General features: G+C 74.6%; 24 protein-coding genes and 1 riboswitch. Of the genes, 10 read left to right on the top strand and 14 right to left on the bottom strand.

Annotated elements, in window-relative coordinates; all coding sequences use genetic code 11:
• Window positions 1-480: 480 nt before the first annotated feature.
• Complete coding sequence (locus tag ACI78T_RS07655; RefSeq protein WP_456557493.1) at window positions 481-3,054, top strand: SpoIIE family protein phosphatase; 2,574 nt, start codon at window positions 481-483, stop codon at window positions 3,052-3,054.
• A gap of 3 nt (window positions 3,055-3,057) precedes the next feature.
• Here ACI78T_RS07655 and ACI78T_RS07650 read toward each other — a convergent pair whose 3' ends face one another.
• From ACI78T_RS07650 to ACI78T_RS07620, 7 genes are all read right to left on the bottom strand, one after another.
• Complete coding sequence (locus ACI78T_RS07650) at window positions 3,058-3,513, bottom strand: ATP-binding protein (protein ID WP_456557492.1); 456 nt, start codon at window positions 3,511-3,513, stop codon at window positions 3,058-3,060.
• A gap of 111 nt (window positions 3,514-3,624) precedes the next feature.
• Window positions 3,625-4,167 (bottom strand): DUF1697 domain-containing protein, encoded by a 543-nt coding sequence (locus ACI78T_RS07645; protein ID WP_456557491.1) that lies wholly within the window; start codon window positions 4,165-4,167, stop codon window positions 3,625-3,627.
• A 23-nt stretch (window positions 4,168-4,190) separates the two neighbouring features.
• Window positions 4,191-4,952: an energy-coupling factor transporter transmembrane component T family protein gene (locus ACI78T_RS07640; RefSeq protein WP_456557490.1), complete on the bottom strand. Its 762-nt coding sequence runs from the start codon at window positions 4,950-4,952 to the stop codon at window positions 4,191-4,193.
• Between the two features lie 79 nt (window positions 4,953-5,031).
• Window positions 5,032-6,465, bottom strand: a complete 1,434-nt coding sequence (locus ACI78T_RS07635) for an ABC transporter ATP-binding protein (protein ID WP_456557489.1) — start codon at window positions 6,463-6,465, stop codon at window positions 5,032-5,034.
• A gap of 5 nt (window positions 6,466-6,470) precedes the next feature.
• A complete protein-coding gene (locus ACI78T_RS07630) occupies window positions 6,471-7,103 on the bottom strand; it encodes an ECF transporter S component (protein WP_456557488.1) in 633 nt (210 codons plus the stop codon).
• Window positions 7,102-7,205, bottom strand: a riboswitch (TPP riboswitch). It overlaps the preceding gene by 2 nt.
• A 118-nt stretch (window positions 7,206-7,323) precedes the next feature.
• Window positions 7,324-8,607: an Nramp family divalent metal transporter gene (locus ACI78T_RS07625; RefSeq protein ID WP_456557487.1), complete on the bottom strand. Its 1,284-nt coding sequence runs from the start codon at window positions 8,605-8,607 to the stop codon at window positions 7,324-7,326.
• 99 nt (window positions 8,608-8,706) lie between these two features.
• Window positions 8,707-9,417, bottom strand: a complete 711-nt coding sequence (locus tag ACI78T_RS07620) for a Mut7-C RNAse domain-containing protein (RefSeq protein WP_456557486.1) — start codon at window positions 9,415-9,417, stop codon at window positions 8,707-8,709.
• A 94-nt stretch (window positions 9,418-9,511) separates the two neighbouring features.
• Here ACI78T_RS07620 and ACI78T_RS07615 point away from each other — a divergent pair, with 94 nt between their 5' ends.
• Window positions 9,512-10,024, top strand: a complete 513-nt coding sequence (locus ACI78T_RS07615) for a VOC family protein (protein WP_456557485.1) — start codon at window positions 9,512-9,514, stop codon at window positions 10,022-10,024.
• Between the two features lie 6 nt (window positions 10,025-10,030).
• Here the strand turns inward: ACI78T_RS07615 and ACI78T_RS07610 are convergent, their stop codons facing one another.
• The 3 genes from ACI78T_RS07610 to ACI78T_RS07600 are packed head-to-tail and all read right to left on the bottom strand — an operon-like array spanning window position 10,031 to window position 13,577.
• Complete coding sequence (locus ACI78T_RS07610; RefSeq protein WP_456557484.1) at window positions 10,031-10,660, bottom strand: hypothetical protein; 630 nt, start codon at window positions 10,658-10,660, stop codon at window positions 10,031-10,033.
• The gene (locus tag ACI78T_RS07605) at window positions 10,660-11,142 is read right to left on the bottom strand and encodes a hypothetical protein (protein WP_456557483.1); all 483 of its coding nucleotides are present in this window, start codon (window positions 11,140-11,142) and stop codon (window positions 10,660-10,662) included. Before ACI78T_RS07605 ends, ACI78T_RS07610 begins: the two co-directional genes overlap by 1 nt.
• Window positions 11,139-13,577 (bottom strand): molybdopterin oxidoreductase family protein, encoded by a 2,439-nt coding sequence (locus tag ACI78T_RS07600; RefSeq protein ID WP_456557482.1) that lies wholly within the window; start codon window positions 13,575-13,577, stop codon window positions 11,139-11,141. Before ACI78T_RS07600 ends, ACI78T_RS07605 begins: the two co-directional genes overlap by 4 nt.
• A gap of 130 nt (window positions 13,578-13,707) precedes the next feature.
• Between ACI78T_RS07600 and ACI78T_RS07595 the strand changes: the two genes are divergently transcribed.
• Both ACI78T_RS07595 and ACI78T_RS07590 read left to right on the top strand, forming a co-directional pair.
• Window positions 13,708-14,511, top strand: a complete 804-nt coding sequence (locus ACI78T_RS07595; RefSeq protein WP_456557481.1) for an SDR family NAD(P)-dependent oxidoreductase — start codon at window positions 13,708-13,710, stop codon at window positions 14,509-14,511.
• Between the two features lie 23 nt (window positions 14,512-14,534).
• Window positions 14,535-15,113: a GNAT family N-acetyltransferase gene (locus ACI78T_RS07590; RefSeq protein ID WP_456557480.1), complete on the top strand. Its 579-nt coding sequence runs from the start codon at window positions 14,535-14,537 to the stop codon at window positions 15,111-15,113.
• Here the strand turns inward: ACI78T_RS07590 and ACI78T_RS07585 are convergent.
• A complete protein-coding gene (locus ACI78T_RS07585; RefSeq protein WP_456557479.1) occupies window positions 15,097-15,540 on the bottom strand; it encodes a rhodanese-like domain-containing protein in 444 nt (147 codons plus the stop codon). The two genes, ACI78T_RS07590 and ACI78T_RS07585, sit on opposite strands and share 17 nt — an antisense overlap.
• A gap of 134 nt (window positions 15,541-15,674) precedes the next feature.
• On the opposite strand from ACI78T_RS07585, the gene ACI78T_RS07580 reads away from it, so the two are divergent.
• Entirely contained in the window at window positions 15,675-16,340 is a 666-nt protein-coding gene (locus tag ACI78T_RS07580) for a GntR family transcriptional regulator (protein ID WP_456557478.1), read from the top strand.
• Complete coding sequence (locus tag ACI78T_RS07575) at window positions 16,327-17,346, top strand: 1-aminocyclopropane-1-carboxylate deaminase (protein WP_456557477.1); 1,020 nt, start codon at window positions 16,327-16,329, stop codon at window positions 17,344-17,346. The genes ACI78T_RS07580 and ACI78T_RS07575 overlap by 14 nt, the downstream gene beginning before the upstream one ends.
• 12 nt (window positions 17,347-17,358) lie before the next feature.
• Here the strand turns inward: ACI78T_RS07575 and ACI78T_RS07570 are convergent, their stop codons facing one another.
• From ACI78T_RS07570 to ACI78T_RS07560, 3 genes are read right to left on the bottom strand one after another with little or no spacing between them, the layout of a single operon-like run.
• Window positions 17,359-18,045: an alpha/beta fold hydrolase gene (locus ACI78T_RS07570; RefSeq protein WP_456557476.1), complete on the bottom strand. Its 687-nt coding sequence runs from the start codon at window positions 18,043-18,045 to the stop codon at window positions 17,359-17,361.
• On the bottom strand, window positions 18,042-18,260 hold the full coding sequence (locus ACI78T_RS07565; RefSeq protein ID WP_456557475.1) for a hypothetical protein: 219 nt from the start codon (window positions 18,258-18,260) through the stop codon (window positions 18,042-18,044). The genes ACI78T_RS07570 and ACI78T_RS07565 overlap by 4 nt, the downstream gene beginning before the upstream one ends.
• Before the next feature lie 12 nt (window positions 18,261-18,272).
• Window positions 18,273-19,286, bottom strand: a complete 1,014-nt coding sequence (locus tag ACI78T_RS07560) for an NADP-dependent oxidoreductase (RefSeq protein WP_456557474.1) — start codon at window positions 19,284-19,286, stop codon at window positions 18,273-18,275.
• Between the two features lie 56 nt (window positions 19,287-19,342).
• Between ACI78T_RS07560 and ACI78T_RS07555 the strand changes: the two genes are divergently transcribed.
• From ACI78T_RS07555 to ACI78T_RS07540, 4 genes are all read left to right on the top strand, one after another.
• Complete coding sequence (locus tag ACI78T_RS07555; RefSeq protein ID WP_456557473.1) at window positions 19,343-20,245, top strand: haloalkane dehalogenase; 903 nt, start codon at window positions 19,343-19,345, stop codon at window positions 20,243-20,245.
• On the top strand, window positions 20,242-21,366 hold the full coding sequence (locus ACI78T_RS07550; protein WP_456557472.1) for a class I SAM-dependent methyltransferase: 1,125 nt from the start codon (window positions 20,242-20,244) through the stop codon (window positions 21,364-21,366). The genes ACI78T_RS07555 and ACI78T_RS07550 overlap by 4 nt, the downstream gene beginning before the upstream one ends.
• A 40-nt stretch (window positions 21,367-21,406) precedes the next feature.
• Window positions 21,407-22,480: a class I SAM-dependent methyltransferase gene (locus tag ACI78T_RS07545; protein WP_456557471.1), complete on the top strand. Its 1,074-nt coding sequence runs from the start codon at window positions 21,407-21,409 to the stop codon at window positions 22,478-22,480.
• Window positions 22,481-22,612: 132 nt separating this feature from the next.
• Window positions 22,613-24,199, top strand: coding sequence for a methyl-accepting chemotaxis protein (locus ACI78T_RS07540; protein ID WP_456557470.1), 1,587 nt, complete (start codon window positions 22,613-22,615; stop codon window positions 24,197-24,199).
• Window positions 24,200-24,224 lie beyond the last annotated feature (25 nt).

Genomic DNA, 24,224 nt, shown 5'->3' with positions numbered 1-24,224 from the left:
CGACCCACCGCCGACTGCCTCCGAGCAGCGCGCGGACCCTCCAGGGAGGCGCAGACGTGTGCGGCGACGCCGGCCCGGCGACGGGAACCGTCGAGGAGGTGGCCCCAGGTCCTCCCGGTACCCGGAAGGGACGTCCCGTCCCCCGGGTCTCTGACCGGGCCCCGACCTGGCACACGGCGCCGGAGCAGGCGCCGCGCGGAGCCGGCCGCTCGCCGGAACCGGTCCGTGGTCCGGCCGCTCGCGGCACGCGATGCTGGACGACGTCGCCTGGTCCGTGATTTGCGTACGGGGGGACGCAGCACGCCGTCCCCCACCCTCCCGCCGACGGGCGGGCGCCTCCCGGAAGCCCCCGGAGGTGCCCGCCCCGGCCAGGAGCCACCCCGGTGCCGCACCGCGAAGTGCCTGCCGGGATGCTGGGACCGGACATCCGGCGCCCGCCGAGGTGTGTGCCCGGCTGGCCCGCGTGGAAGGAACCCGACCGTGACCGCCCCCGAGCCGCTGACCGGCTCCCGCGAGGGGCGGCTGGCGGCTGTGCGACGGCTGGAACCGACCGCCCTCGGCTCCCGCGCCCTCCAGCGGCTCACGGGCATCGCCGCCCGCCTCCTGGGCGCCGACGGCGCCTGGGTCTCCCTCGTCGGCGACGTCCAGACCGTCGTCGGCGCGCACGGGCTGCCGCCGGGCAGCCTCGGCCGGCAGGGCCCGCTCACCGAGTCGATCTGCGCCGTGGTGCTCGAGCGGGGCACCGACCCGCTCGTGCTGGCCGACGCCGCCACCGACCCCGGCATCTCCGCCCTGCCGGCGGTGGCCGACGGCACCGTCGGTGCGCTCATCGCCGTCCCGATCGTCGTCTTCGACGGGTCCCCCGTCGGCACGCTGACCGCGTTCACGACCGCGCCACGGCGGTGGACCGACGGCGAGACGGCGCTCCTCCGCCAGCTCGCCGACTCCGTCGCCACCGAGCTCGAGCTCTCCGCGCTGGGCCGGGAGTTCGAGGCGCACCGGCTGCGCGTCGAGCTCGCCATCGACGCCGCCGAGATCGGCAGCTTCGACTGGGACCTGGCCACCCGCCGGCTGGTCTGGGACGACCGCCTCGTGCAGATGTTCGGCTACGACCGCCCTTCCTTCGACGAGACGATCGAGGCGTTCCGGGACCGGGTCCACCCGGAGGACCGGGACCGGGTGGCCGGCGCCCTGCAGGCCGCCATCGACACCTGCGGCGAGTACGGGGCGGAGTTCCGCGTCGTCCTCCCCACCGGCGAGACCCGGTGGGTGCAGGCGCGCGGGCGCGCGCTCGCCGACGACCGGGGCGCCGCCGTCCGCCTGCTCGGTGCGGCGTTCGACACCACGAAGCAGCGGCACAGCGACGCCCGTGTCTCGCGCGTGCTCGAGGTGATGAAGTCGGCGTTCTTCTCCCTCGACCCCGACTGGCGCTTCACCTACGTCAACGCCGAGGCCGAGCGGGTCCTCGCCAGCACGCGGGAGGCCCTGCTCGGCGGATCCATCTGGGAGCTCTTCCCGGCCGCGGTGGGCAGCGACTTCGAGGTGCACTACCGCGCGGCCGTGGAGACGGGGGCGGAGCGGGTCTTCGAGGCCTACTACCCCGAGCCCCTCGAGGCCTGGTACGAGGTCCGGGCCTGGCCGGGTCCGGACGGGCTGTCGGTCTACTTCCTCGACGTCACCGAACGACGGCGGGCGGAGGAGCGGGCGCGGCGCAGCGCCGCGCACCTCGCGCTCGTGGCCGACGTGACGGCGGCCCTCTCGGCGACGCTGACCAGCGGCGGGAGCGAGGCCGAGGCGCTGCAGCGGGTGGCGGAGAGCGTGGTCCCGCTGCTCGGGGAGTGGGTGATCCTCAGCCTGGTGGACGAGGACGGCCGGATGCGCGACGTCGCGAGCTGGCACGAGGACCGGACCCGCCGGTCGGACGTGGCGCGGTACGCCGAGCTGCGCCTGGCCTCCATCGGGCCGGACGCCCCGATCGTGCGGGCGCTGGCGTCCGGGCAGGTGCTCACCGTCGCCGACGTCCCGGCGGCGGTCGGCTACGACCTGCCCGCGGGCGAGGTCAGCGACGTCTTCTGGCGGCTGGCCCCGCAGTCGGCCGTGACCCTCGCGCTGACCGCCCGGGGGCGGACCCTGGGGGCGCTGAGCATCTACCGCCCGGCGGACCGGCCGATGGCCGACGCCGAGGACGTCGCCACGGTGCGCGACCTCGCGGACCGGATCGCGCTGGCCATGGACAACTCCCGGCTCTACGAGCAGCAGCGGCGGCTCGCCGAGGGCCTGCAGCGCAGCCTGCTCACCGCGCCGCCGGAGCCCGACCACGCCGAGATCGTGGTCCGCTACCGGCCGGCGGTGGAGGTCGCCCAGGTCGGCGGTGACTGGTACGACGCGTTCCTGCAGCCCTCGGGCGCCACGATGGTCGTCATCGGCGACGTCGTGGGGCACGACACGGAAGCGGCCGCGGCGATGGGCCAGCTGCGCGGCATGCTGCGCGGCATCGCCTACCGGGACGGGCCGGGCCCGGCGGCGGTGCTCAGCGAGCTCGACGCCGCCATCCAGGGGCTGGGCATGGGCACGATGGCCACCGCGGCGATCGCCCGGTTCGAGCAGACCCCGGAGGAACGGGCGGCCGGCCTCACCCGGATCCGGTGGTGCAACGCGGGGCACCCACCGCCGTTGCTGCTGCACGGCGACGGCCGGGTCGAGCAGCTGGAGCACGACCGCGCCCAGCTGATGCTGGGTGTCGACCCGACGGTCGACCGCACGGACGCCGTGGTGACCGTCGAGCGGGGCGCCACCGTGCTGCTCTACACCGACGGCCTGGTCGAGGGCCGGGACCTGCCGCTGGACGAGGGGATCGCCCGGCTCCGGGGAGCCGTCGCGGAGCTGGCCGACCAGCCGCTGGCGCTGGTCTGCGACGAGGTCATCGGGCGGCTGCGCCCCGAGGGCCTGCAGGACGACATCGCCCTCGTCGCCGTCCGGCTGCACCCGGAGGACCGGCCGCGCCCGCCGGAGGCCGGCCCGGAGCGGCTGCCCGAGCTCGTCGACCCGCGCTGACCCTCAGGCGCGCGGGAGCAGCGCCCAGACGAACTTCGCGCCGTCGAGGACGTACCAGCCGTGGGCGGACGACATCTCGGCGATCAGGTAGAGGCCCAGCCCGCCCTCGCTCGGGTCCCGGTCGACGGCCGGGGACGGCGGCGTGGTCGCGGCTCCGTCGGACACCTCGATCAGGTAGGCGTCCGAGGTCAGCCGGACGGCGGCCCGTACGGCCCCGCCGCCGCCGTGGCGCAGCGCGTTGGAGGCCATCTCGTCCAGCGCGAGGATCAGCTGGTCCCGGAGCTCCTCGGCGATCTCGGGGTCCGCGCCCCGGGCCACGGCATGGCTCAGGGAGTGCCGGCGCAGCTCGGCCCGCACCCTGGGCAGCTCCGCGATCCCGTGCAGGTCCCACGCGAGCGCGGGATCGGCAGGAGGCGGTGCTGCCGACGGCCAGACCGGTCCGGCCGCCTGCCCTGTCACGCGATGGTCCCCTTGCGTTCTGCGGCCTCCGTGGTCGAGGCCAACGACTTCGTATGGGCTGCCGCGAGGCCCGCCAAACCTACTGCGACGTGTGTCACCCGCCCGGGCGAGTCAGCCCTCCTCGGCGAGCGCCACCAGCCTCGTGACCGTGTTCCAGTTCCGGGCGGTGCCCGGCACCCCGAGCAACGCGTCCCACTTCCAGGAGGCGAGCGGTGTCCCCTGGATACCGTCGGGCAGCCAGAGGTGCAGCTCCCGGCCGTGGACCCGGTAGTCCCCGGGCCCGTCCACGGCCGGCAGCGCCGCGACCCGGTCCGGGTCGGGCGGCCGCGACAGGAAGGTCACCAGGTAGCGCGCCGGGTCGGTGGCGACCCCGGCGAACGGGTCCTCCGCGACGACGGCGGCCAGTTCGGCGCCGGTCCGGACGACGACGGGGACGGCGAACCCGAACTCGGCCTCGACCGCCTCCGCGAGGTCGGCGGCGAGCTCCTCCTCCGGCAGGTCGCTGTCGAGCAGGACGTTGCCGCTGCGCAGATGGGTGCGGACACCGCTGTACCCGCGCTCGGTGAGCACCTCCACCAGCCGGGGCATGGAGACCTGCCGGGCGCGGCCCAGGTTGATCCCCCGCAGCAGGGCCACGGAGCGGGTCGGGCGCACGGGCGCACCGTAGCGCCGGGCACTCAGCCGACGAAGATCGGCGACCAGGAGCCGGTGACCACGCTGAGGGTCACCGCGGCGGCGCAGACGAGGACGGCCCCGGCCACGAAGCACGCGTCCCGGGCGTGGAGGCGCGAGCCGCGGGCGTTGGTCCGCGGGACGCCGGAGTCGAAGCCGCGCGCGTCCATCGCCGTGGCCAGCCGGGAGCCGCGCCGCACCGCGCCGACCAGCAGGGCGAAGGCGACTCCGGCGAGCAACCGGGCCTGCGCCACCGGGTTGCGGCCGGCCGCCACGCCCCGCGTGCGGCGGGCCAGCCGGATGGACTCGAACTCGGCCACCAGCAGCGGCACCAGGCGCAGGGCGGCGAGCGACCCGTAGGCGAAGCGCGTGGACAGGCGCCAGTGGATGGTCAGCGCGTCGGCCAGCCGGACCGGGTCAGTCGACGCCACGAGCAGGACGCCGGGCAGCGCCAGCCCGATCACCCGCAGCGCGAGCCCGATCCCGGTGACGGCGGTGGCCTCGTTGCTGAGCAGCACGTTGACCAGCCCCACCGACCCCGCCCCGAGCAGCAGCGGCCAGGTGCGCCGCCACAGGTCCCGGGGGTCGGTCAGGCCGGCGGCCGGCAGCAGGCACAGCTCGGCGGCGACCACGACCGCCGGCGTGACGACGTCCAGGCTGGTGAGCAGGACGAGCGTGACGACGAGCATGGCGCCCAGCTGCGCCACGGGGTTGATCGCTGCCAGCCGGGCGCCCGGGACCGGGCCGAGCGAGAGCGAGGCGGTCACAGTGCCTCCCGTTCGATTCCGGACTCGTTCCGCTCCTCGCTCGCCGGCGCTCGCTGCGATGCTCGCTCGCCCGTCGCTCTCACAGCGCCAGCCGCTCGTCGGCCAGGATCCGCACCAGGTCCTCGTCGTGCGTGACGACGGCGACGGCGCACCCCCGGGCGCGCTGCTCGGCCAGCAGGGTGACCAGCTCCCGCCACGTCGCGGCGTCCTGGCCGAACGTCGGCTCGTCGAGGACCAGCACCCGCGGCGAGGTGGCCAGCGCGGTCGCCACGGACAGCCGCCGCTGCTGCCCGCCGGAGAGCGTGTAGGGGTTGGCGTCGGCGTAGGCGGTGAGGCCGAGCCGCTCGAGCAGCGCGTCGGCGGTGGCGCGCGCCGCGGCGGCGTGCTCCCCGGAGCGGAGGGGGCCCAGGGCCAGCTCGTCGCGCAGGCGCCCGGTGAGGAACTGCTGCTCCGGGTGCTGGAAGACCGTGCCGATCCGGGTCACCAGCTCGCCGGCCCGCCAGCGGTGCGGCTCGGCGTGCCCGCCGCGCACGCGGCCGGTGAGCTCGCGGGACGCCGCCACGCGGCCGCACGTGGGCGCCCGCAGCCCGGCCAGCAGCAGGGCCAGCGTGGACTTGCCCCGCCCGTTCGGCCCGGTGACCGCCAGCGCGCGGCCTCCGTGCAGCTCCGCCGTCGTCGGTGCGAGCGCGGGTGCGGCGCTGCCGCGGTAGGTGAAGCCGGCGTCCCGGGTGGCCAGCAGCAGCGGACCCTCCGGCGCGGCGGGGAGCAGCAGGCCGGCCGTGCGGGGCACCGGCCGCCAGCCGGGCCCGTGCTCCACGAGGCCGCCGCCGGTCACCTCGACGACCCGGTCGACCAGCGGCAGCCACGGCTCGGCGTCGTGGTCGACCACCACCACCGTGGCCGAGCGGTCAGCGGTCGCGCGGGCGACGGCCGACCGCACGAGCGCGGCGCCGGCCGGGTCGAGCTGCGCGGTCGGCTCGTCGAGCAGCAGCAGCCCCGGCCGGCGGGCGAGGGCGCCGGCGAGCACCAGCCGTTGCTTCTCCCCGCCCGACAGCGCCTGCGTCTGCCGGTCGCGGCCGTACGGGAAGCCGACCGCCGCCAGGGCCTCGTCCACCCGCGGCCAGATCTCGTCCGGCGGCAGGCCCGCGTTCTCCAGCCCGAACGCGACGTCGTCCCCGGCGCGGGTCATGACCAGCTGGCTGTCCGGGTCCTGGGCGAGCAGGCCCAGCCCGGCACGGGCGTCGCGCGGCGGCCCGCCGTCGACGCTCAGCTCGCCGGCGAGCTCCGTCCCCTCGCCGTCGAGGATCCCGGCCAGGGCCGCGAGCAGGGTCGACTTCCCCGAGCCGGAGGCGCCGGTGAGCAGGATGCGCTCACCGGGCTCGACGACGAGGTCGGCGCCGGTGAGCGCCCAGGCCCGCCGGGAGGCGTGCCGGACGCCGAGCCCGCGCGCGACCACGCGCACCGGCCCGGCGCCCGCGCGGACCGGTGCGGACCCGTGGGTGGCGCTGCCCACCGGGGTCAGACGCGGGTGCGGCCCGCGGCGAACGAGCTCAGCGCCCCCGTGCGGGCCAAGGCGCGCACCAGCAGCAGGCCGACGACGCCCGCCAGGAGCACGCTGGAGAGCACCGTGGTCAGCGTGTAGGGCAGCGTGAACGCCCAGAACGGGTACTCCTGCGAGACCGGGTAGTAGAGGCTCAGGTCGAGGATCGACGTCGACAGCCCCGCGGTGACCGACGCGAGCAGCGCCGTCCCCCAGCCGAAGCTGCGGTACCGGGTGAGCAGGAAGCCGAGCTCGCCGCCCACCCCCTGGACCAGCCCGTAGACGACGATGATCCCGCCGTAGGGGGAGCCGAGGAGCAGGCTGACGGCCGCCGCGAGGGTCGACGCGAAGATCGCCGCGCCGGGCCGCCGCACCAGCAGGCCGGCGACCACCCCGGGCATCAGGAAGACGCCGTTGAGCAGCCCCTTGATCGGCGGGAAGAAGTCGAGCGGGGTGGACAGCGCCTCGGCGACGAGGTTCCAGCCCCAGAAGACGACGCCGAAGGCGACGCCGAGGACGGCGGTGACGACGATGTCCACGGTGCGCCAGCGGGCGACGCTCCCGGTGTCCCGGACATGGGTGGACGACGGACGGACGGCCTGGTCGGCCATGACTCTTCCTCCAGACTCCCTGCGCCGGCATGACCCGGATCAGGTTCGAGGGTCTGCGGTGTCCCGCACTCTCAGCGCCGAAGCGCTCCCCTGCTGTGAATGTGTGTTCAGTTGTGGTGCGCCGCCAGCCTAGCCCGCCGTCCCCACCCGCTCCCCCCGGGGACTTTCTGCACGTCAAGTCCCCGGACCTCCTGTGCAGAAAGTCCGGGGACGCAGGGGGTCAGAGGACGAACCCCAGGACCAGGTGGGCGTTGAGGCCGATGATCAGCGCGGCCACCACGCTGCCGGCGACCGTGGTGATCCGGCGGTTGACCCACCCGCCCATGAGGTCGCGGCGGCTGGTCAGCCAGAGCAGCGGCACCAGGGCGAACGGGATGCCGAACGAGAGCACCACCTGCGACCACACCAGCGCCGTCGTCGGGTCGCCGCCGAGGACCAGGACGGCCAGGGCGGGGGCGAGGGTGATCAGCCGCCGGGCCAGCACCGGGATGTGCCTGCGGAGGAAGCCCGCCATGACCACCTGACCGGCGTGCGTGCCGACCGAGGAGGAAGCGAAGCCGGAGGCCAGCAGGGCGAGGGCGAAGGCGAGCGCGGCCCCGCTCCCGAGCTGGTCGCCGAGGCCGGCGTGCACGCCCTCGAGGGAGTCGGCCTGGCTGCCGGAGGTGAACAGCTGCGCCGCGATGACCAGCATGGAGGCGTTCACGAGGCCGGCCAGCCCCATGGCCAGGAGCACGTCGAGCCGCTGGGCCTTGAGCAGCCGCCGTCGTCCCTCCTGGGTCCGGCCGGCGGTGACGGCGTCGCCGTAGCGGCCGGGGGTCAGGGCGGAGTGCACGTAGATGACGTGCGGCATGACCGTGGCGCCGAGGATCCCGGTGGCCAGCACGATGCTCTCCGGCCCGTCGAACGTGGGCACGAGACCCGCGGCCGCGCCGCCGACGTCGACCCCCGAGCCGACCAGCGTGTAGCCGAAGCCCAGCCCGATCACCAGCAGCAGCCCCGTGATGACCCGCTCGAACGGCCGGTGCCCCCGGGACTGCGCCGCCAGCAGGACGAAGGCGACGACTGCGGTGATCACGCCGCCGATCGGCAGCGGGACGCCGAAGAGCAGGTACAGCGCGACGGCGCCGCCCACGATCTCGGCCAGGTCTGTCGCGATCGCCACCGCCTCGGCCTGCAGCCACAGGCCCCAGCTGACCGGTCGGGGGAACCGCTCCCGGCAGTTGGTGGCCAGGTCGCGGCCGGTGGCCAGGCCCAGCTTGGCGGTCAGCGACTGGATGAGCATCGCCATGAGGTTCGCGGCGACGATGACCCACAGCAGCGTGTACCCGAAGGCCGCGCCCCCGGAGAAGTTGGTGGCGAAGTTGCCCGGGTCCACGTACGCGACCGCGGCGACGAAAGCCGGGCCGAGCAGGGGCCAGATGCGCCGCTTGGGTGCGACCGGTGCCGGGCGCGCGGCGCCCAGCACGGTCGGCAGGACGGCGGCCTCGGTCTTCGACAGGTACACGGCGGCCTCGCAGGGGTGGGTCTGGAGTGGTGCTCCTGTCCTGCCCGGCCTCGGTGTCACCCCGGGGCCGACCCGTGGCCCCCGCGGGCCAAGTGAGCCTCACCTACCGGTGGCCGACCGGATCATGGCGTCGATGCGGTGCGCGTGGGCGCCGTGCCAGTAGACGCGGCCGCACGCTGGGCAGCGGGCGAAGGCGTCCTGGGTGAGCAGCGTCCCCGGCTCGAGCAGGTGCGCGACGTCGGCCTTCGCAACCGGAGCGAGCGCCGCACCGCAGGCGGTGCAGCGGCTCAGGGGTGCCAGCCCCGGGTCGAATCGCGCCAGGACGTCGGCCAGTTGCTCGGCGGGCCGGCTGCCGCGCACCAGCGCGCCGTGACGCAGCGCCCGCCGCATGAGCAGCCCCCGGTCCTGGGTGAGGAGCACGCGCTCTTCCCGGTTGGCGCGCTCGACGAGATCTGCGTCGTCCGCGTCGTTCGACCAGGCGGCATCCAGGCCCAGCAGCCGCATGCGGCGGGCGAGGGCCCCGAGGCCGACGTCGAGCAGGAAGCCGCCCGGTGCCGCGCTCTCCGGCCGGGGCCGCTCCGCCACCTCGACGGTGCTGCCGGGTCGTGCGCGGGCGTCCCTCGTCACCGGCTCCCCGTCCGACCGGAGCCCGCCGACCTCGGTGAGGGGCACCCCGGCGGCCTGGACGAGGTGCCCCACGGTGGCGTCGGGGTCGAACGCCAGCCGCCGCGCCGCACGGGGGCGGTCGCGCGCCGGGAGCAGGAATCGCAGGGCCGGCGGGACGGCGACCTCCACACCGGCATCCGGCATGCACGGGGCGCTACCCGGTCGCGCACCAGGAATGCTTGAGCTTTCAAATAACTTGGTGGAGGATGCACACGTCCTCGACAGCCAGGAGCCCGTCATGCCCGTCCAGCGCCTCAACCACGCCGTCCTCTACGTCCGCGACGTGGAGCGCAGCTCCGCGTTCTACCGGGACGTCCTCGGCTTCCGGGTGAAGATGGAGATCCCCGGTGCGGCGGTCTTCCTGCAGGCGGAGGGCTCGACCAACGACCACGACCTCGGCCTCTTCCAGATCGGGGCGGGGGCGGGTGCCTCCGAGGCCGGCCGCCGGACCGTCGGGCTCTACCACCTGGCGTGGGAGGTCGACACGCTCGCCGAGCTCGCCCGTATCCGGGACGCGCTCCTGCGGGCCGGGGCCCTCGTGGGGCAGTCCGACCACGCGACCACCAAGGCGCTGTACGCCCAGGACCCCGACGGCCTCGAGTTCGAGGTCTCCTGGCTGCTGCCGGCCGACCTGATCACCCCCGAGGTCACCGAGGGCGCCGCCATCACCGCGCCGCTGGACCTCGACCGCGAGATCGCGCGCTACGGCGCCCGGACGCGCGGCGGCGTCGGGGTGTCCGTCCCCGCCTGAGCCGGGTCAGAGCTGGGGCCGCACCCCCGGGTCGTCGCCGGGCGACGCCTGCCCCCGGCGGCCGAGGGGCAGCACCGTGCGCCGGTGCGAGCCCTCGAGCTCCAGGGCGAGAGCCGCGTAGAGCGCCAGCACCGCGAGCGCCAGGCCGACCCATCCGGCGGCCGACTTCCAGCCGGCCGAGCCGGTGAGGTGGTGCGCGCCGGTCACCGCGAAGCGCACGCCCGCCAGCCCCATGACGGCGGCCGGGACCAGCTTGCCGCCGGCCGAGACCGCAGGCACGAGCATGCACACGCCGGCGGTGACGAGCAGGACCCCCAGGCCCTTGCTGGTCGCGCCGGGGGCGGAGGTGTAGGTCGTCAGGCCCACGACGGCCCACGTGCCGGTGAGCACCCCCATGCCGGTGGCCGCCACGGGGTCGCGCGCCAGGAAGCCCATGACCGAGGCGAGGAACTGGAGCGGCACGGTGGCGGCGATCGCCACCAGAGCCGCCACCCTGCCCTCCGTGGGCGGGATCCACCCCAGCTGCAGGGCGCTGAACGCGGTGGTCGCGAGGACCAGGGCGAGGAAGCCCAGCGGTAGCGGGGTCGCCAACGGACGCAGGACCACCCGGGTCGCCGGCTCGCCGTTGCCGTCCATCAGCTGGACAGCACCTGGGGGGAGGACTCCTTGAGCTTGGCGTTGGCCCAGCGCGACACCCGCAGCGTCTGCGGGTGGCAGCGCTCGGCGAGGTCGAGCAGCGCCTCGTTCCTCGCGCCCTGGGCCCCCTGGGCGAGCAGCTCCCAGTCGAGCGAGGTCCCGGAGGCCTCCCGGTAGAGGTGGCGCAGGTCGGCGAGCAGGAGGAGCCCGGGCGCGGCGCGGCGACCGGTCAGCTCCGAGGCCTTCTGCTGCAGGGTCTCGAGCAGGCTCTGGCTGTTCCTCGCCTCCGGGTCGAGGTCGAGGCCGAACTCGCGGCCCGCCTCGGCCAGCTCGGTCACGTGCTTCTCCGACCACCCGGCCATGTCCCGGCAGACGTGGAAGACCTCGTGGTCCACCGTGTGCCGGTCGGACATCGCCAGCAGCACGGTGTACAGCTCGTTCTCCGAGCGGTGCAGCTCCTCGATCGCCAGGTCGAGCTTCATGCCCGTCCTCCCACCAGTTCCTCCGCCTCCGCCGCGGCGCCGCCGGTGGTCGCCGGTGGCGAGCCCGTCACCGGTGCGGACGCCGTCGTCGTGGGCGCCGCGGACGGCGTCCCGTCGGATGCCGTCAGCCGGCGTACCGCAGCGGCAGCCGTCTTGAAGATGGGCTGCTTGGACACCGGGTCCCAGTCGGTGGGCGTCAGCTCGTTCGCGGCCCGGTCGCCTTCGCCGTCGGCGTCCCAGTAGCCGTAGTGGAAGGGGAGGAACAGGACGCCCGGGCGGATGCCGCTGATCCGGAGCCGTCCCTCGACGCGGCCGCGCGGCGTGGTGACCTCCAGCAGGTCCCCCTCTCCGAAGCCGCGGTCGGCGGCGTCGCCCGCCGCCATCTCCACCCACACCTCGGGCGCCGCCTTCTGCAGCTGCGGTGCGCGGCCGGTCTTGGTGCGGGTGTGGAAGTGGTAGAGCGTGCGCCCGGTGATGAGCTGGAAGGGGAAGTCCTCGCCGGGCAGCTCGTGCGGGGGCAGGTACTCGGCCGCCTTGAGCACCGCCTTGCCCTCGGGGTTGAGCGCCTTGTACTCGGTCTCGGACACCGGGGCCCCGGTGACCATGTCCCGCCCGTACTCCTCGCAGAAGGCCGGGTCGGCCCAGAACCGCCCGTCGGCGTAGAGCCGCGCGGTGCCGTCCGGGTTCTCCTCGTTCACCGGCCACTGGATGCCGTTGCGCTCGCGCAGCTTCGCGTAGCTCAGCCCGGTGTAATCGCACGGGCGGCCGCGGCTGCACTCCTTCCAGCCCTCGAAAGCGGCCTCGGGGTCCGACCACTTCACCAGCGGCGCGCCGTCCTTGTCCCGCAGGCCCAGCCGGTGGGCGAAGTCGGTGAAGATGTCCAGGTCCGGCTTCGCCTCGCCGGGCGGCTCGACCGCCTTCTCCGACAGGTGCACGGTGCGGTCGGCGTTGGTGAAGGTGCCGGTCTTCTCGCCCCACGTGGCGGCGGGCAGGACGACGTCGGCGAACTCCGTGGTCTCCGTCGGGAAGATGTCCTGGACGACGACGAACAGCCGCTCCTGACCCAGGATCGAGCGGATCCGGTGCAGCTCCGGCAGCGAGACCGCGGGGTTGGTGCCGATGATCCAGAGGAAGCGGATCGAGCCCTCCTCCGCGTAGCGGAAGATCTGCATCGCGTGCGTCGGCGGGGCGTAGTGCGGGATCCTGATCTGCTCGATGTTCCAGATCCGCGCCAGGTCGGCGACGTGGTCGTCGTTGTCCCAGTTGCGGAATCCCGGCAGGTCGCCGTCCGCCCCGCACTCGCGGGTGTTCTGCGCGGTCGGCTGGCCGTTCATCTGCAGCAGGCCGCACCCGGGCTTGCCCAGCATGCCCCGGACGATGTGGATGTCGTTCACGCAGACGGCGGCCGCCGTCGCCTGGTGGGACTGGTAGAAGCCCTGCAGCACCGTGGACAGCAACCGTTCGGCGGTGCCGATGATCCGGGCCGCCGCCCGGATCTGGTCCGCGGGCACGTCGCAGACCTCGGCGGCGACCTCGGGTGGGTACTTCTCCACCTGCCGTCGCAGCTCGTCGAAGCCGACGGCGTGCGCGGAGACGTAGTCCTCGTCGTGCCAGCCGTTGCGCAGGATCTCGTGCAGCAGCGCGTTCATGAGCATCACGTTGGTGCCCGGCCGCGGCGCCAGGTGCACGGTCGCGTGCTTCGCCACCGGCGTCAGCCGCGGATCGACGCAGACCAGCGTCGGCGGGTTCGGGCCCGCCAGCCGGTCGAGCATCCGTGTCCAGAGCACGGTCTGCGTCTCGGCCACGTTGTGCCCGTACAGGACGATGACGTCGGCGGAGTCGACGTCCTCGTAGGAGCCGGGCTGGCCGTCGCAGGCGAAGGACTCCTTGAGCGCCGCGGCTGCGGTCGCCGTGCACAGCCGGGTGTTGCCGTCGACGTGGTTCGTGCCGATGCCGCCGTGCGCGACCATGCCCAGGGTGTAGTAGTCCTCGATGAACAGCTGGCCGGTCGTGTAGAAGCCGATGGCGCTCGGGCCCTGCTCGTCCAGCAGTTCCCGGACCTTGCCCACGACGGCGTCCATCGCGGTGTCCCAGTCGGTCTCGACCAGTTCGCCGTCCCGGCGGACGAGCGGCCGGCGCAGCCGGTCCGGGGAGCCGTTGGCCTGCCAGCCGAACAGGTCCTTGGGGTCGAGCCGGCCGTGGTTGACCCGGTCGTCCGCCCGGCCGCGGACCCCGACGATCCGCCCGTCCTTGACCGCGATGTCCATGCCGTCGCCGTTCGAGTGCAGGATCGACGCGGACTGGACCCAGCGGTCGACGTCGTCCTCGCTCAGGCCGTCGGCGAGGTGCGTGTCGACGCGGACCGGCCACCTCTCGCCCGGGCCGTACGGCGTGCGGGTCCCCCATGGTTCGGCGACGCGGTCGAGCCGGCCCATCCCGCCTCCCGGAACCGTTGATGGTCTGCAACCGAGTCTGCGGCCCGCGCGGCAGTCGCGCAGATCGTGCGTCGGCGGCGACCGCCCCGGGCATGGAGGGGGCTGATCCCCCGAGTGCCTGGAGGCCTTCGTGACCACGCCCGCTGCACGCCCGCTCGCCCTCGTCACCGGCGCCTCGAGCGGCATCGGCCGCGAGCTGGCCAAGCAGTTCGCCGAGAACGGCTTCGACCTGATCGTGGCCGCGGAGGACGTCGAGCTCGACGACGCCACCGAAGAGCTGCGCGGCATGGGGGCGGCGGTCGCCCCGGTGAGCGTCGACCTGACCAAGCCGGAGGACGTCGAGCGCCTGGCGGCCGCGGTCCGCGGTGCCGGCCGGCCCCTCGACGCGGCGGCGCTGAACGCCGGGGTGGGTGTGGGCGGCGCGTTCGCCGAGACCGACCTCGACCGCGAGCTGGAGATCGTCGACCTGAACTGCCGCTCCACCGTGCACCTGGCCAAGCGCGTCGTGCAGGACATGGTGGCGCGCGGTGAGGGCCGGATCCTGTTCACCTCGTCGGTCGCCTCGCAGGCGCCCGAGCCCTTCCAGACCGTCTACTCCGCCTCCAAGGCGTTCGTGCAGTTCTTCGCCCTCGGCCTCCGCGAGGAGCTCTCCGAGACCGGCGTGACGGTGACCGCCCTGCTCCCCGGGCCCACGGACACCGAGTTCTTCGACCGCGGCGACCTCACCGACACCAAGCTCGGCGCGATGGAGAACAAGGACGACCCGGCCCTCGTCGCGCGGCAGGGGTTCGAGGGCCTGATGAAGGGCGAGGCCTCGGTGTTCGCCGGATCGGTGTCGAGCAAGCTGATGGGGAAGCTGTCCGCGATCCTGCCGGACGCCATCGCGGGCAAGTCGCACAAGCCGATGACCCGGCCGGGGTCGGCGGAGGGCTGAGCCGCTCGGGCACCATCACGGGCGTGGAGACCGTCGCGCTGGAGCCCATCGAGCCGGTCGAGCTGGACGCCGGGCCGGTCCGGCTCCGGCCCTGGCGGCCCGACGACCTCGACGCCCTCTGGTCGGCGTTCCAGGACCCCGAGATCCGGATGTGGAACGGCGGGGGAGTGGCCACCCGCGAGGACGCGCTGGCGCTGCTCGGGCGGCGCGCCGGGCGCTACCCGGACCACGTCTCGTGGGCCGTCGTGGACCCGGCGAGCGGCGAGCTGCTGGGCTCGGTGTCGCTGCACTCCATCGACCCCGTGGGCACCGACGGCCAGGTGGGCTACTGGACGGCGCCGGCGGCTCGGGGCAGGGGCGTCGCGGTCTCCGCCGTGGACGCGGTCTGCCGCTGGGCGTTCCGGGCGCTGCCGGTCGACCGGATCGAGCTCTTCCACGCCGTGGAGAACGCCGCGTCGGGCCGGGTGGCCGAGAAGGCGGGCTTCACCCGGGAAGGTCGCTCGCGGCGCTCCTACCGCTACGGGGACGGCGTGAAGCACGACGAGCTGCTGTGGGCGCGGCTCGCCGACGACCCCGCACCGGACCTCAGCACCCGCAGCTGATCCCGGCGGGGGCGGTCAGCGGATCGGCGGCCGACCGGCGCACGCCGTCGTCGGTCTCGACCGGCAGGCCCTCGCGCACCCAGTACTCGAAGCCGCCGATCATCTCGCGCACCCGGAAGCCGAGCGTCGCCAGCGCGAGCCCCGCGCGCGTGGCCCCGTTGCAGGCCGGGCCCCAGCAGTAGACGACGACCGGGACGGACCGGTCCAGCTCGACGGGCGCCCGGTCGACGATCTCCCTCCCGGGCAGGTGGACTGCCCCCGGGACGCGCCCCTGCGCCCAGGCCTCGGCGCTGCGGCTGTCCAGCAGGATGAAGCCGGGCCGGCCGGAGTCGAGCGCGGCCGCGACGTCGCTGACGTCGGTTTCCACCGCGAGTCGGTGGGCGAAGTGCGCGGCGGCCACGGTGGGGTCGGTCGTCCAGTCGATCACGGTCCCGACGCTAGGAGCGGCCCGTCCTGCCGACGAGGCCCGCGACGGCCAACCACCGCACCGATAGGGCCAAAGTGGCCACTTCGGCCCCTCGAGGGTTGACGTGAGGACGACTGACATCTGAGATGTCAGTTGTGTCCCGTCCGCTCCCGCCCGTCCGCCGCGTGCTGCTGCGCGACCAGGCGCTGACCCTGCTGCGGGAGGCGATCGTGACCGGCGACCTCGCCCCCGGGGCGGTCGTGAAGGACACGGAGCTGGCCGAGCGGATGGGCCTGTCGGTCGCTCCCGTGCGCGCGGCGCTGGCCCGGCTCGCCGACGAGGGTCTGGTCGAGGCCAAGCCGCAGAGCCACACGCGCGTCACCCCGCTGGTCCCCGGCCAGGTCCTCGACGCCGCCGTCGTCGTCCGCTCGATGCACGAGGTGGCCGTCCGCGAGGCGGTCCCCCGGCTCACACCCGAGGACGTCGCCGCGATGCGCGCCGCCAACGACCGCTTCGCGGCGGCGCTCGACGCCGGGGACGTCGACGCGGCCATGGCCGCCGACGACGACCTGCACGGCGTGCTGGTGGCCCGTTGCGGCAACGCGGCGGTCGCGGCGACGGTCGACCGGTTCACGCCGGCCATCCGACGGCTGGAGCGCCGCCGCTTCGCCGAGGCCCACGGACGTGGCTCCGTGGAGCTGCACGAGCGCCTCATCGCCGCCTGCGCGGCCGCCGACGTCGAGGACGCCGTCGCCACCACCACCGACATCTGGACGGCGCTGCTGTCCGAGCTGGAGGACCACGACCATGGCTCTCGCTGACTTCCCCCGCTACCCGCTGCTGTTCGGGCCCTCCCCCGTGCACCGGCTGGACCGGCTCACCGAGCACCTCGGCGGCGCCGCCGTCTGGGCGAAGCGGGAGGACGTGAACTCGGGCATCGCGTTCGGCGGCAACAAGACCCGCAAGCTCGAGTACCTGGTGGCCGACGCCCTGGCGCAGGGCTGCGACACCCTCGTCTCGATCGGCGGCGTGCAGAGCAACCACACCCGCCAGGTCGCCGCCGTCGCGGCCCGCGTCGGGTTGCGGTGCGTGCTGGTGCAGGAGAGCTGGGTGGACTGGCCCGACGCCGTCTACGACAAGGTCGGCAACATCCTGATCAGCCGGCTGGCCGGCGCGGACGTGCGGCTGGTCAAGGCCGGCTTCGGGATCGGGTTCAAGGAGAGCTGGGAGTCGGCGCTGCGGGAGATCGAGGAGCGCGGCGGCAAGCCCTACGCGATCCCGGCCGGCGCCTCGGACCACCCGCTGGGCGGGCACGGCTTCGCCGGTTGGGCGCACGAGGTGGCGCAGCAGGAGGCGGAACTCGGCGTCTTCTTCGACACCGTCGTCGTGTGCTCGGTGACCGGCTCGACGCAGGCCGGCATGGTGGCCGGCTTCGCCCAGCTCGAGGAGCAGGGCGGCCGGCCGCGCCGGGTGCTGGGCATCGACGCCTCGGCCAAGCCGGCCGAGACCCGTGACCAGGTGCTGCGGATCGCCCGGCGGACCGCCCGGGCCATCGGCGTGCGACGCGAGCTGACCCTGGACGACGTCGAACTCGACGAGCGGTACCACGCGGGGATCTACGGCATCCCCGACGAGGCGACGATCGCGGCGATGGAGCTGGCCGCCCGGACCGAGGGCATGGTCACCGACCCGGTGTACGAGGGGAAGTCGATGGCCGCGACCATCGACCTGGTCGGGCGCCGGGAGATCGACCCGTCGTCGACGGTGCTCTACGCCCACCTCGGCGGGCAGCCCGCCCTCAACGGCTACAGCGCCCTGTTCTCCTAGAGGGCGGTTCTCCTAGAGGGCGAGGGCCAGCGACCCGTCGTCGTCGCGGGCCAGCGCCTCGGCCACGTCGGGCCGCATCGGTGCCAGGCCGGCCCGGGCGAGGACGACGTCCCGGGTGAAGGCGTGCCACACGAGCGCCCGCCGGACCATGCTGTGCCCGCCGGCGACGGTGAACCGCGCGACGCGTGCGCCGGCCGCCTGCGCCCGCGCCGCGAACTCGGCCGACAGGGCGGCCGGGACCCAGCGGTCGCCGCGGCCGTGCAGGATCGCCACGGTCGCGCCGCGCAGGTGCGCGACCGGCTCGCCCGGCGGCGTCCAGGGCGCCAGGGCGCAGACCGCCCGAACGCCCGGTTCACCACCGGCGCGGAGCACCGCCCGGCCGCCCATGGAGTGGCCGACGAGGACGACCGGCACGTCGCCGTGCTCCGCTCGGATCCGCGCCAGGGCCCAGCGGACGTCGGCGAACGCGTCCGCCGCGACGCCGTTCCAGCCGGCGACGCGGTACCGCAGCAGGCACGTCGTGAGCCCCTGCCCGGTGCCGGTCGCCGCGACGAACTGCTCCACGGCACGCATCCGGACCAGCGACAGGGCCCGGTCCCGCGGCGGCTCGACGCTGGCCACCGTGCCGCCGTGGCAGAGGAGCGCGACCGCGGTGGTGCCGCCCTCGGCGGGCCGCACCTCCAGCCGCGGCTGGGTCACCGCCGTCGCTCGCCCCGGAGGGTCGCCCGCGCCCGGTCGCCGAGGTCGCCCGCCCGGAGCAGCATGCGGCTCACCGCGGAGGGCCCGCGGCGCCGCTCGAGGGACCGGCCGACCCGGCGGAGCAGGCCGGTGGTGAGCGGGACGACGACGGTGAGGATCAGCCACATGCGCAGCCGCCGGGAGAAGAAGAGCCACATGGCGTCTGCCCTGCCCACCCGGTCGACGTCTCAGTCGGCGAGCTTGACCACCATCTTCCCGGTGTTGCCGCCGCGCAGGAGGTCGAGGAAGGCGGGCACCGCGTCGTCCAGGCCCTCGCGGACCGTCTCCCGGACGACGAGCTGCCCGGAGGTGACCAGTTGCGTGACCTTCTCGGTGAACTCGTCGCGCAGGTCGGCGTGGTCGCCGACGATGAACCCGCGCAGGCTCAGCTTCTTCGACACGAGCATGAACATGTTGCGCGGCCCGGGCTGCGGCTCGGTGGCGTTGTAGCCCGAGATCGCGCCGCAGATGGCGGCGCGTCCGAACTCCTTGAAGGCCCCGATGGCGGCCTCGAGGTGCTCGCCACCGACGTTGTCGAAGAAGACGTCGATGCCGTCGGGTGCGGCGGCCTTCAGCTGCTGCGCGACCGGTCCGTCGTGGTAGTCGAACGCCGAGGTGAAGCCGACCTCCTCGGTGAGCCAGCGCACCTTCTCCGGCGTCCCGGCGCTGCCGATCACGGCGGACGCCCCGTTCAGCCGGGCGAACTGCCCGACCAGGCTGCCGACGGCGCCCGCGGCCCCGGAGACGAAGACCGCGTCGCCCTCCCGGAACTCCGCGAGGCGGAAGAGGCCCACCCAGGCGGTCAGCCCCGGCATCCCGAGCACGCCCAGGTGGTAGCTGGGCGGGATGCCGGGCAGCTCGGGGAGCACCCGGACGTGCCGGGCGTCGAGGACGGCGACGTCGCGCCACGCCGCGTCGGCCAGCACCAGGGAGCCCTCGGGCACGGCGGGCGAGCGGGAGTCGACCACCCGGCCGACCGCGCCGCCCTTCATGGTCTCGCCGACCTCCCACGCCGCCGCGTAGGACTTCCCCGCGTTCATCCGGCCGCGCATGTACGGGTCCACCGACATGGCGAGCATCCGGACGACGACCTGCCCCTCCACCGGGTCGGGGCGCTCGAGCTCCACCAGCCGGAAGTCGTCGGGGGTCGGCTCGCCGTGCGGGCGGGCCGCCAGCTGCCATTCACGCGTGGTCACGGGCATGCGCCCGATCCTGCCCGGTGGGCCCGGACGGGCTGCCATCGCGTAGGAAGAGCGGCATGGAGATCCTGCGGACGCCCGAGGAGCGGTTCGCCGACCTGCCGGACTTCCCGTACGAGCCGCGCTACGTCGACCTGGACGGCGGCCTGCGGGTCGCCGTCGTCGAGGAGGGACCGGCCGACGGCGAGACCGTCCTGCTGCTGCACGGCGAGCCGTCCTGGTCCTTTCTGTACCGCCGCATGATCCCGGTGCTGGCGGGCGCCGGCCTGCACGTCGTCGCTCCCGACCTCGTCGGCTTCGGTCGTTCGGACAAGCCGGCCGACCGGTCGGCCTACAGCTACGCCGCCCACGTCGCGTGGATGCGGGAGGCGCTGCTCGACCGGCTGGACCTGCGCGACGTCACCCTCGTCGGCCAGGACTGGGGTGGCCTCATCGGCCTGCGGCTGGTCGCCGAGCACCCGGAGCGCTTCGCGCGGGTCGTCGTCGCCAACACCGGCCTGCCGACCGGTGACCAGCCGATGAGCGAGGCGTTCCTGGCGTGGCAGCGGTTCTCGCAGGAGAGCCCGGAGTTCCAGATCGGCCGGGTGATCGCGAACGGCTGCCGGACGACGTTGCCGGCCGAGGTCGTGGCCGGGTACGACGCGCCCTTCCCCGACGACGGCTACACCGCCGGCGCGCGCGTGTTCCCGGCGCTGGTGCCCACCCGCCCCGACGACCCGGCCGCGGCGGCCAACCGGGCGGCGTGGGAGGTCCTGACCCGGTGGGACAAGCCGTTCCTGACCGCGTTCTCCGACGGCGACCCGATCACCGGCGGCGGCGACCGGGTCTTCCAGAAGCTGGTGCCGGGGGCGCAGGGGATGCCCCACACGACCCTCGCGGGCGGCGGGCACTTCCTGCAGGAGGACGTCGGCCCCGAGCTCGCCCGGGTCGTCGCCGACCTCGTGGCGGCCACGCCCCGGTGACCGCGGCCGAGGACCTCTTCGGCGCCCTCCGCCGCGCGCCGGACGTCGAGGCACCGGAGCTGGTCGCCGTCGACGCGACCGACCGCCTGCTCCTCGACGAGGCGGCGGCCGCGCTGGCGATCTGCGGGCCCGGCGAGGTCGCCGTCGTCGACGACGCCTACGGGGCGCTGACCCTCGGCGCGGTGGCGCTGCACGGCGCCACGGACGTCCGGGTCGCGCAGGACCTCCTGGTCGGCGAGCGCGCGCTGGCACGCAACGCCGAGCGGACCGGCCTGGTCGGGACCTACCGCCCGCTGCCGCTCGACGAGGTGGCGGCGGGGGCGCGGGTGGTCCTCGTCCAGGCGCCGAAGGCGCTCGACGCGCTGCGTGAGATCGCCGAGCGGGTCGCCGCGGTGGCCGCGGCCGACGTCACCGTGTTCGTCGGCGGGCGGGTCAAGCACATGACGCACGCGATGAACGACGTCCTGGGCGACTCGTTCGGCGAGCTCTCGGCCACCCTCGCGCGGCAGAAGTCGCGGGTGCTGGTCGGGCGGCGGCCGCAGCCGGGGACCTTGTCGTTCCCGCGGCGGCAGGAGCACGCCGATCTCGGGCTCACCGTCGTCGCCCACGGGGCCGCGTTCGCGGGCACGAAGGTCGACATCGGCACCCGGACGCTGCTCGGCGTCCTGGACGGCAGGGCGCCAGGCGCCGGGACGGCGCTCGACCTCGGCTGCGGCACCGGCGTGCTCGCGACCTCGCTGGCGCGGGCTCGGCCGGAGCTCACCGTGCTGGCCGCCGACCAGTCCGCCGCCGCGGTGGCGTCGGCCGCAGCCACCGCGGAGGCCAACGGCGTGGCCGACCGGGTGCGCGTCGTCCGGGACGACGCGGCCGACTCCCTCGTCGACGCGAGCGTCGACCTGGTCGTCTGCAACCCGCCGTTCCACGTCGGCGCCGCCGTCGTGACGACCGCCGCGGACCGGCTGTTCGCGGCGGCGGCGCGGGTGCTGCGGCCCGGCGGCGACCTGTGGACCGTCTACAACAGCGCGCTGCGCTACAAGCCGACCCTGGGCCGCGTGGTGGGTCCGACGCGGGTCGCCCGGCAGACGCCGAAGTTCACGGTGACGGTGTCGACGCGCAGGTGACCCTTGTCGCCGCGGCCGGACCGGGCCACGGTGACCGTGCATGACAGCAACGTCGCCCGTCCCGCTCGGAGATCGCCTCGTCGCCGCCGTGACCGGAGCCTTCGAGGCGGCTGCTGTCGACCTCGGGGACCGGCTGGGCTGGTACCGCGCACTGGCCGACACCCCGTGCACCGCGCCCCAGCTGGCCGCCCGCACGCGCACGCACCCCCGGTACGTCCGCGAGTGGCTCGAGCAGCAGGCCGTCGCCGGCTACCTCGCCGTGGACGACGTCCGGGCCGCGCCCGACGAGCGCTGCTACACGCTGCCCGACGAGCACCGCGCCGTCCTCGTCGACGAGGTGGACCCCGCCTACGCCACCCCTCTGGCCCGGGTGGCCATGACCTTCACCCGGAACGTCCCGCGACTGGCCGAGGCGTACCGGACCGGCGGCGGGCTGAGCTGGGCGGAGATGGGTCCGGAAGCACGGGAGGGGCAGGCGGCCGCGAACCGGCCCTTCTTCATGGGCGCGCTGGTCACCGAGGTGCTGCCCGGCCTCGCCGACGTGGACGCGGTCCTCCGCGACGGCGGCCGGGTGGCGGACGTCGGCTGCGGCATGGGGTGGTCGTCGATCGGGATGGCGACCGGCTACCCGGCCGCCCGGGTCGACGGGTTCGACGTCGACGCGCCGTCCATCGAGCAGGCCCGGAGCAACGCGGCCGAGACCGGGGTCGCCGACCGTGTGCGGTTCGCCGTCGCCGACGTCGCGGGCCTCACGGACGTGGGGGAGTACGACCTGGTGACGGCGTTCGAGTGCGTGCACGACATGCCCGACCCGGTCGGCGTGCTGTCTGCCGTGCGGACCATGGTGCGTCCCGGCGGGACCGTCCTCGTCGTGGACGAGCGGGTGGCCGAGACGTTCACCGCGCCGGGCGACGACGTCGAGCGGCTGATGTACGGCTACAGCCTCACCTGCTGCCTGCCGGACTCGATGTCGACGACCCCGTCGGTGGCCACGGGGACCGTGATGCGACCGGCCGTGCTGGCCGGATACGCGCGCGCGGCCGGCTTCGACGGGGTGCAGGTGCTCCCCGTCGAGCACGACTTCTTCCGCTTCTACCGCCTGACGGGCGGCTGAATCGGTTCACCGAGCCGGAACCAGAAAATCCGCAACTTTCACGTTCTTCGGCTGTAGTCGCTCCAGTCACCGGCCGAAGAACGCGGCAACGGTGGAGAACCACCGCCCCGGCCACTGGTCCTGGAGTACTCGATGGCGCGTTCGCTCTGGTCCGACCGGCCGCTCGGCGTGAAACTGGCGGCATTGGTCGCCGCGGGTGCCGCGGCGCTCGGCGTCTTCGCCGTCGTGACCGTCGGCGCGCTGCAGGACACCGGCGAGACCGCCGAGGAGCTCCTGGCCAGCGCGGAGGCCACCGAGGACGTCCTCCTCGCCGACATGATGCACGACGCCGTCCGGGCCGACGTCCTCCAGGCGCTGCTCAGCGGCGGGACCGGCGACCTGTACGCGACGGCGGCCGCCGACCTGGCCGACCACACCGAGACGTTCCGCGCCATCCTGGACGAGGCCCGCGCCGACCGGCTCAGCCCCGAGGTCGTGGACGCCGTCGAGGCCGTCGCCCCCGAGGTGGACGCGTACCTGACCTCGGCCGACGCCATCGTGACCACCGCCGGCACCGCCCCGGCCACGGCCGCGGCCGCCTACCCGCAGTTCGCCGACGCCTTCTCCGCCCTCGAGGAAGAGCTGCCCACGCTCGGCGACGCCGTGGCCGCCTTCGCCGAGGCCGCGGCCACGAGCAGCAGCGACGAGCGGGCCGCCGCGATCACCTCCTCGATCGTCATCGCGGTCGTCGGCGTCCTCGTGCTGGCCCTGCTCGGCTGGGTCGTGACCCGGTCGGTGGTCCGGCCGCTGCACAAGGTCCGCGCCGTCCTGGCCGGTCTCGCCGACGGCGACCTGCGCGGCTCCACCGACATCACCAGCAAGGACGAGGTCGGGCAGATGGCCGCCTCGCTCGAGACCTCCATGGCCAACGTGCGCGCCGTCATGACCGCGATCGGCGACAGCTCCACCACGCTCGCCTCGGCCACGGAGCAGCTCTCGGCCAGCGCCCAGGACATGGCCCGCCTCGCCGACGAGTCCTCGCAGCAGAGCGGCATCGTCGCGACGGCGGCCGGGCAGGTCTCCACCAACGTGCAGACCGTGGCCGCCGGCTCGGAGCAGATGGGGGCGTCCATCCGCGAGATCGCGCAGAACGCCAGCGAGGTGTCCCGCGTGGCCGGTCAGGCGGTGGCCGCCGCCGACGACACCACCGCCACGGTGGCCAAGCTCGGCGAGTCCTCGCTGGAGATCGCGGGCGTGGTCAAGGTGATCACCTCGATCGCGGAGCAGACGAACCTGCTCGCCCTCAACGCCACGATCGAGGCGGCGCGGGCGGGGGAGGCCGGCAAGGGCTTCGCCGTCGTCGCGAACGAGGTCAAGGAGCTGGCACAGGAGACGGCGAAGGCCACCGAGGACATCTCGAAGCGCGTCGAGGCCATCCAGACCGACACCGAGGGTGCCGTCCGGGCGATCGGTGAGATCTCGTCGATCATCGCCCGGATCAACGACTCGCAGAGCACCATCGCCGCCGCCGTCGAGGAGCAGACCGCCACGACGACGGAGATGAACCGCAACGTGTCGGAGGCGGCGCTCTCGGCCAGCCAGATCGCCGAGAACATCGACGCGGTCGCCGCTGCCACCGGTTCCACGACCCGTGCGATGACCGACGCGCAGGCCGCCATCGACGAGGTCGCCCGCATGGCCACCTCGCTCCACAGCTCGGTCGCGAAGTTCCGGTACTGACGCGCTACCGGAGCGGCCTGAGACG

This window comes from Blastococcus sp. SYSU D00922, from assembly GCF_054050495.1.
This window is presented reverse-complemented; position numbering and strand designations above follow the sequence as displayed.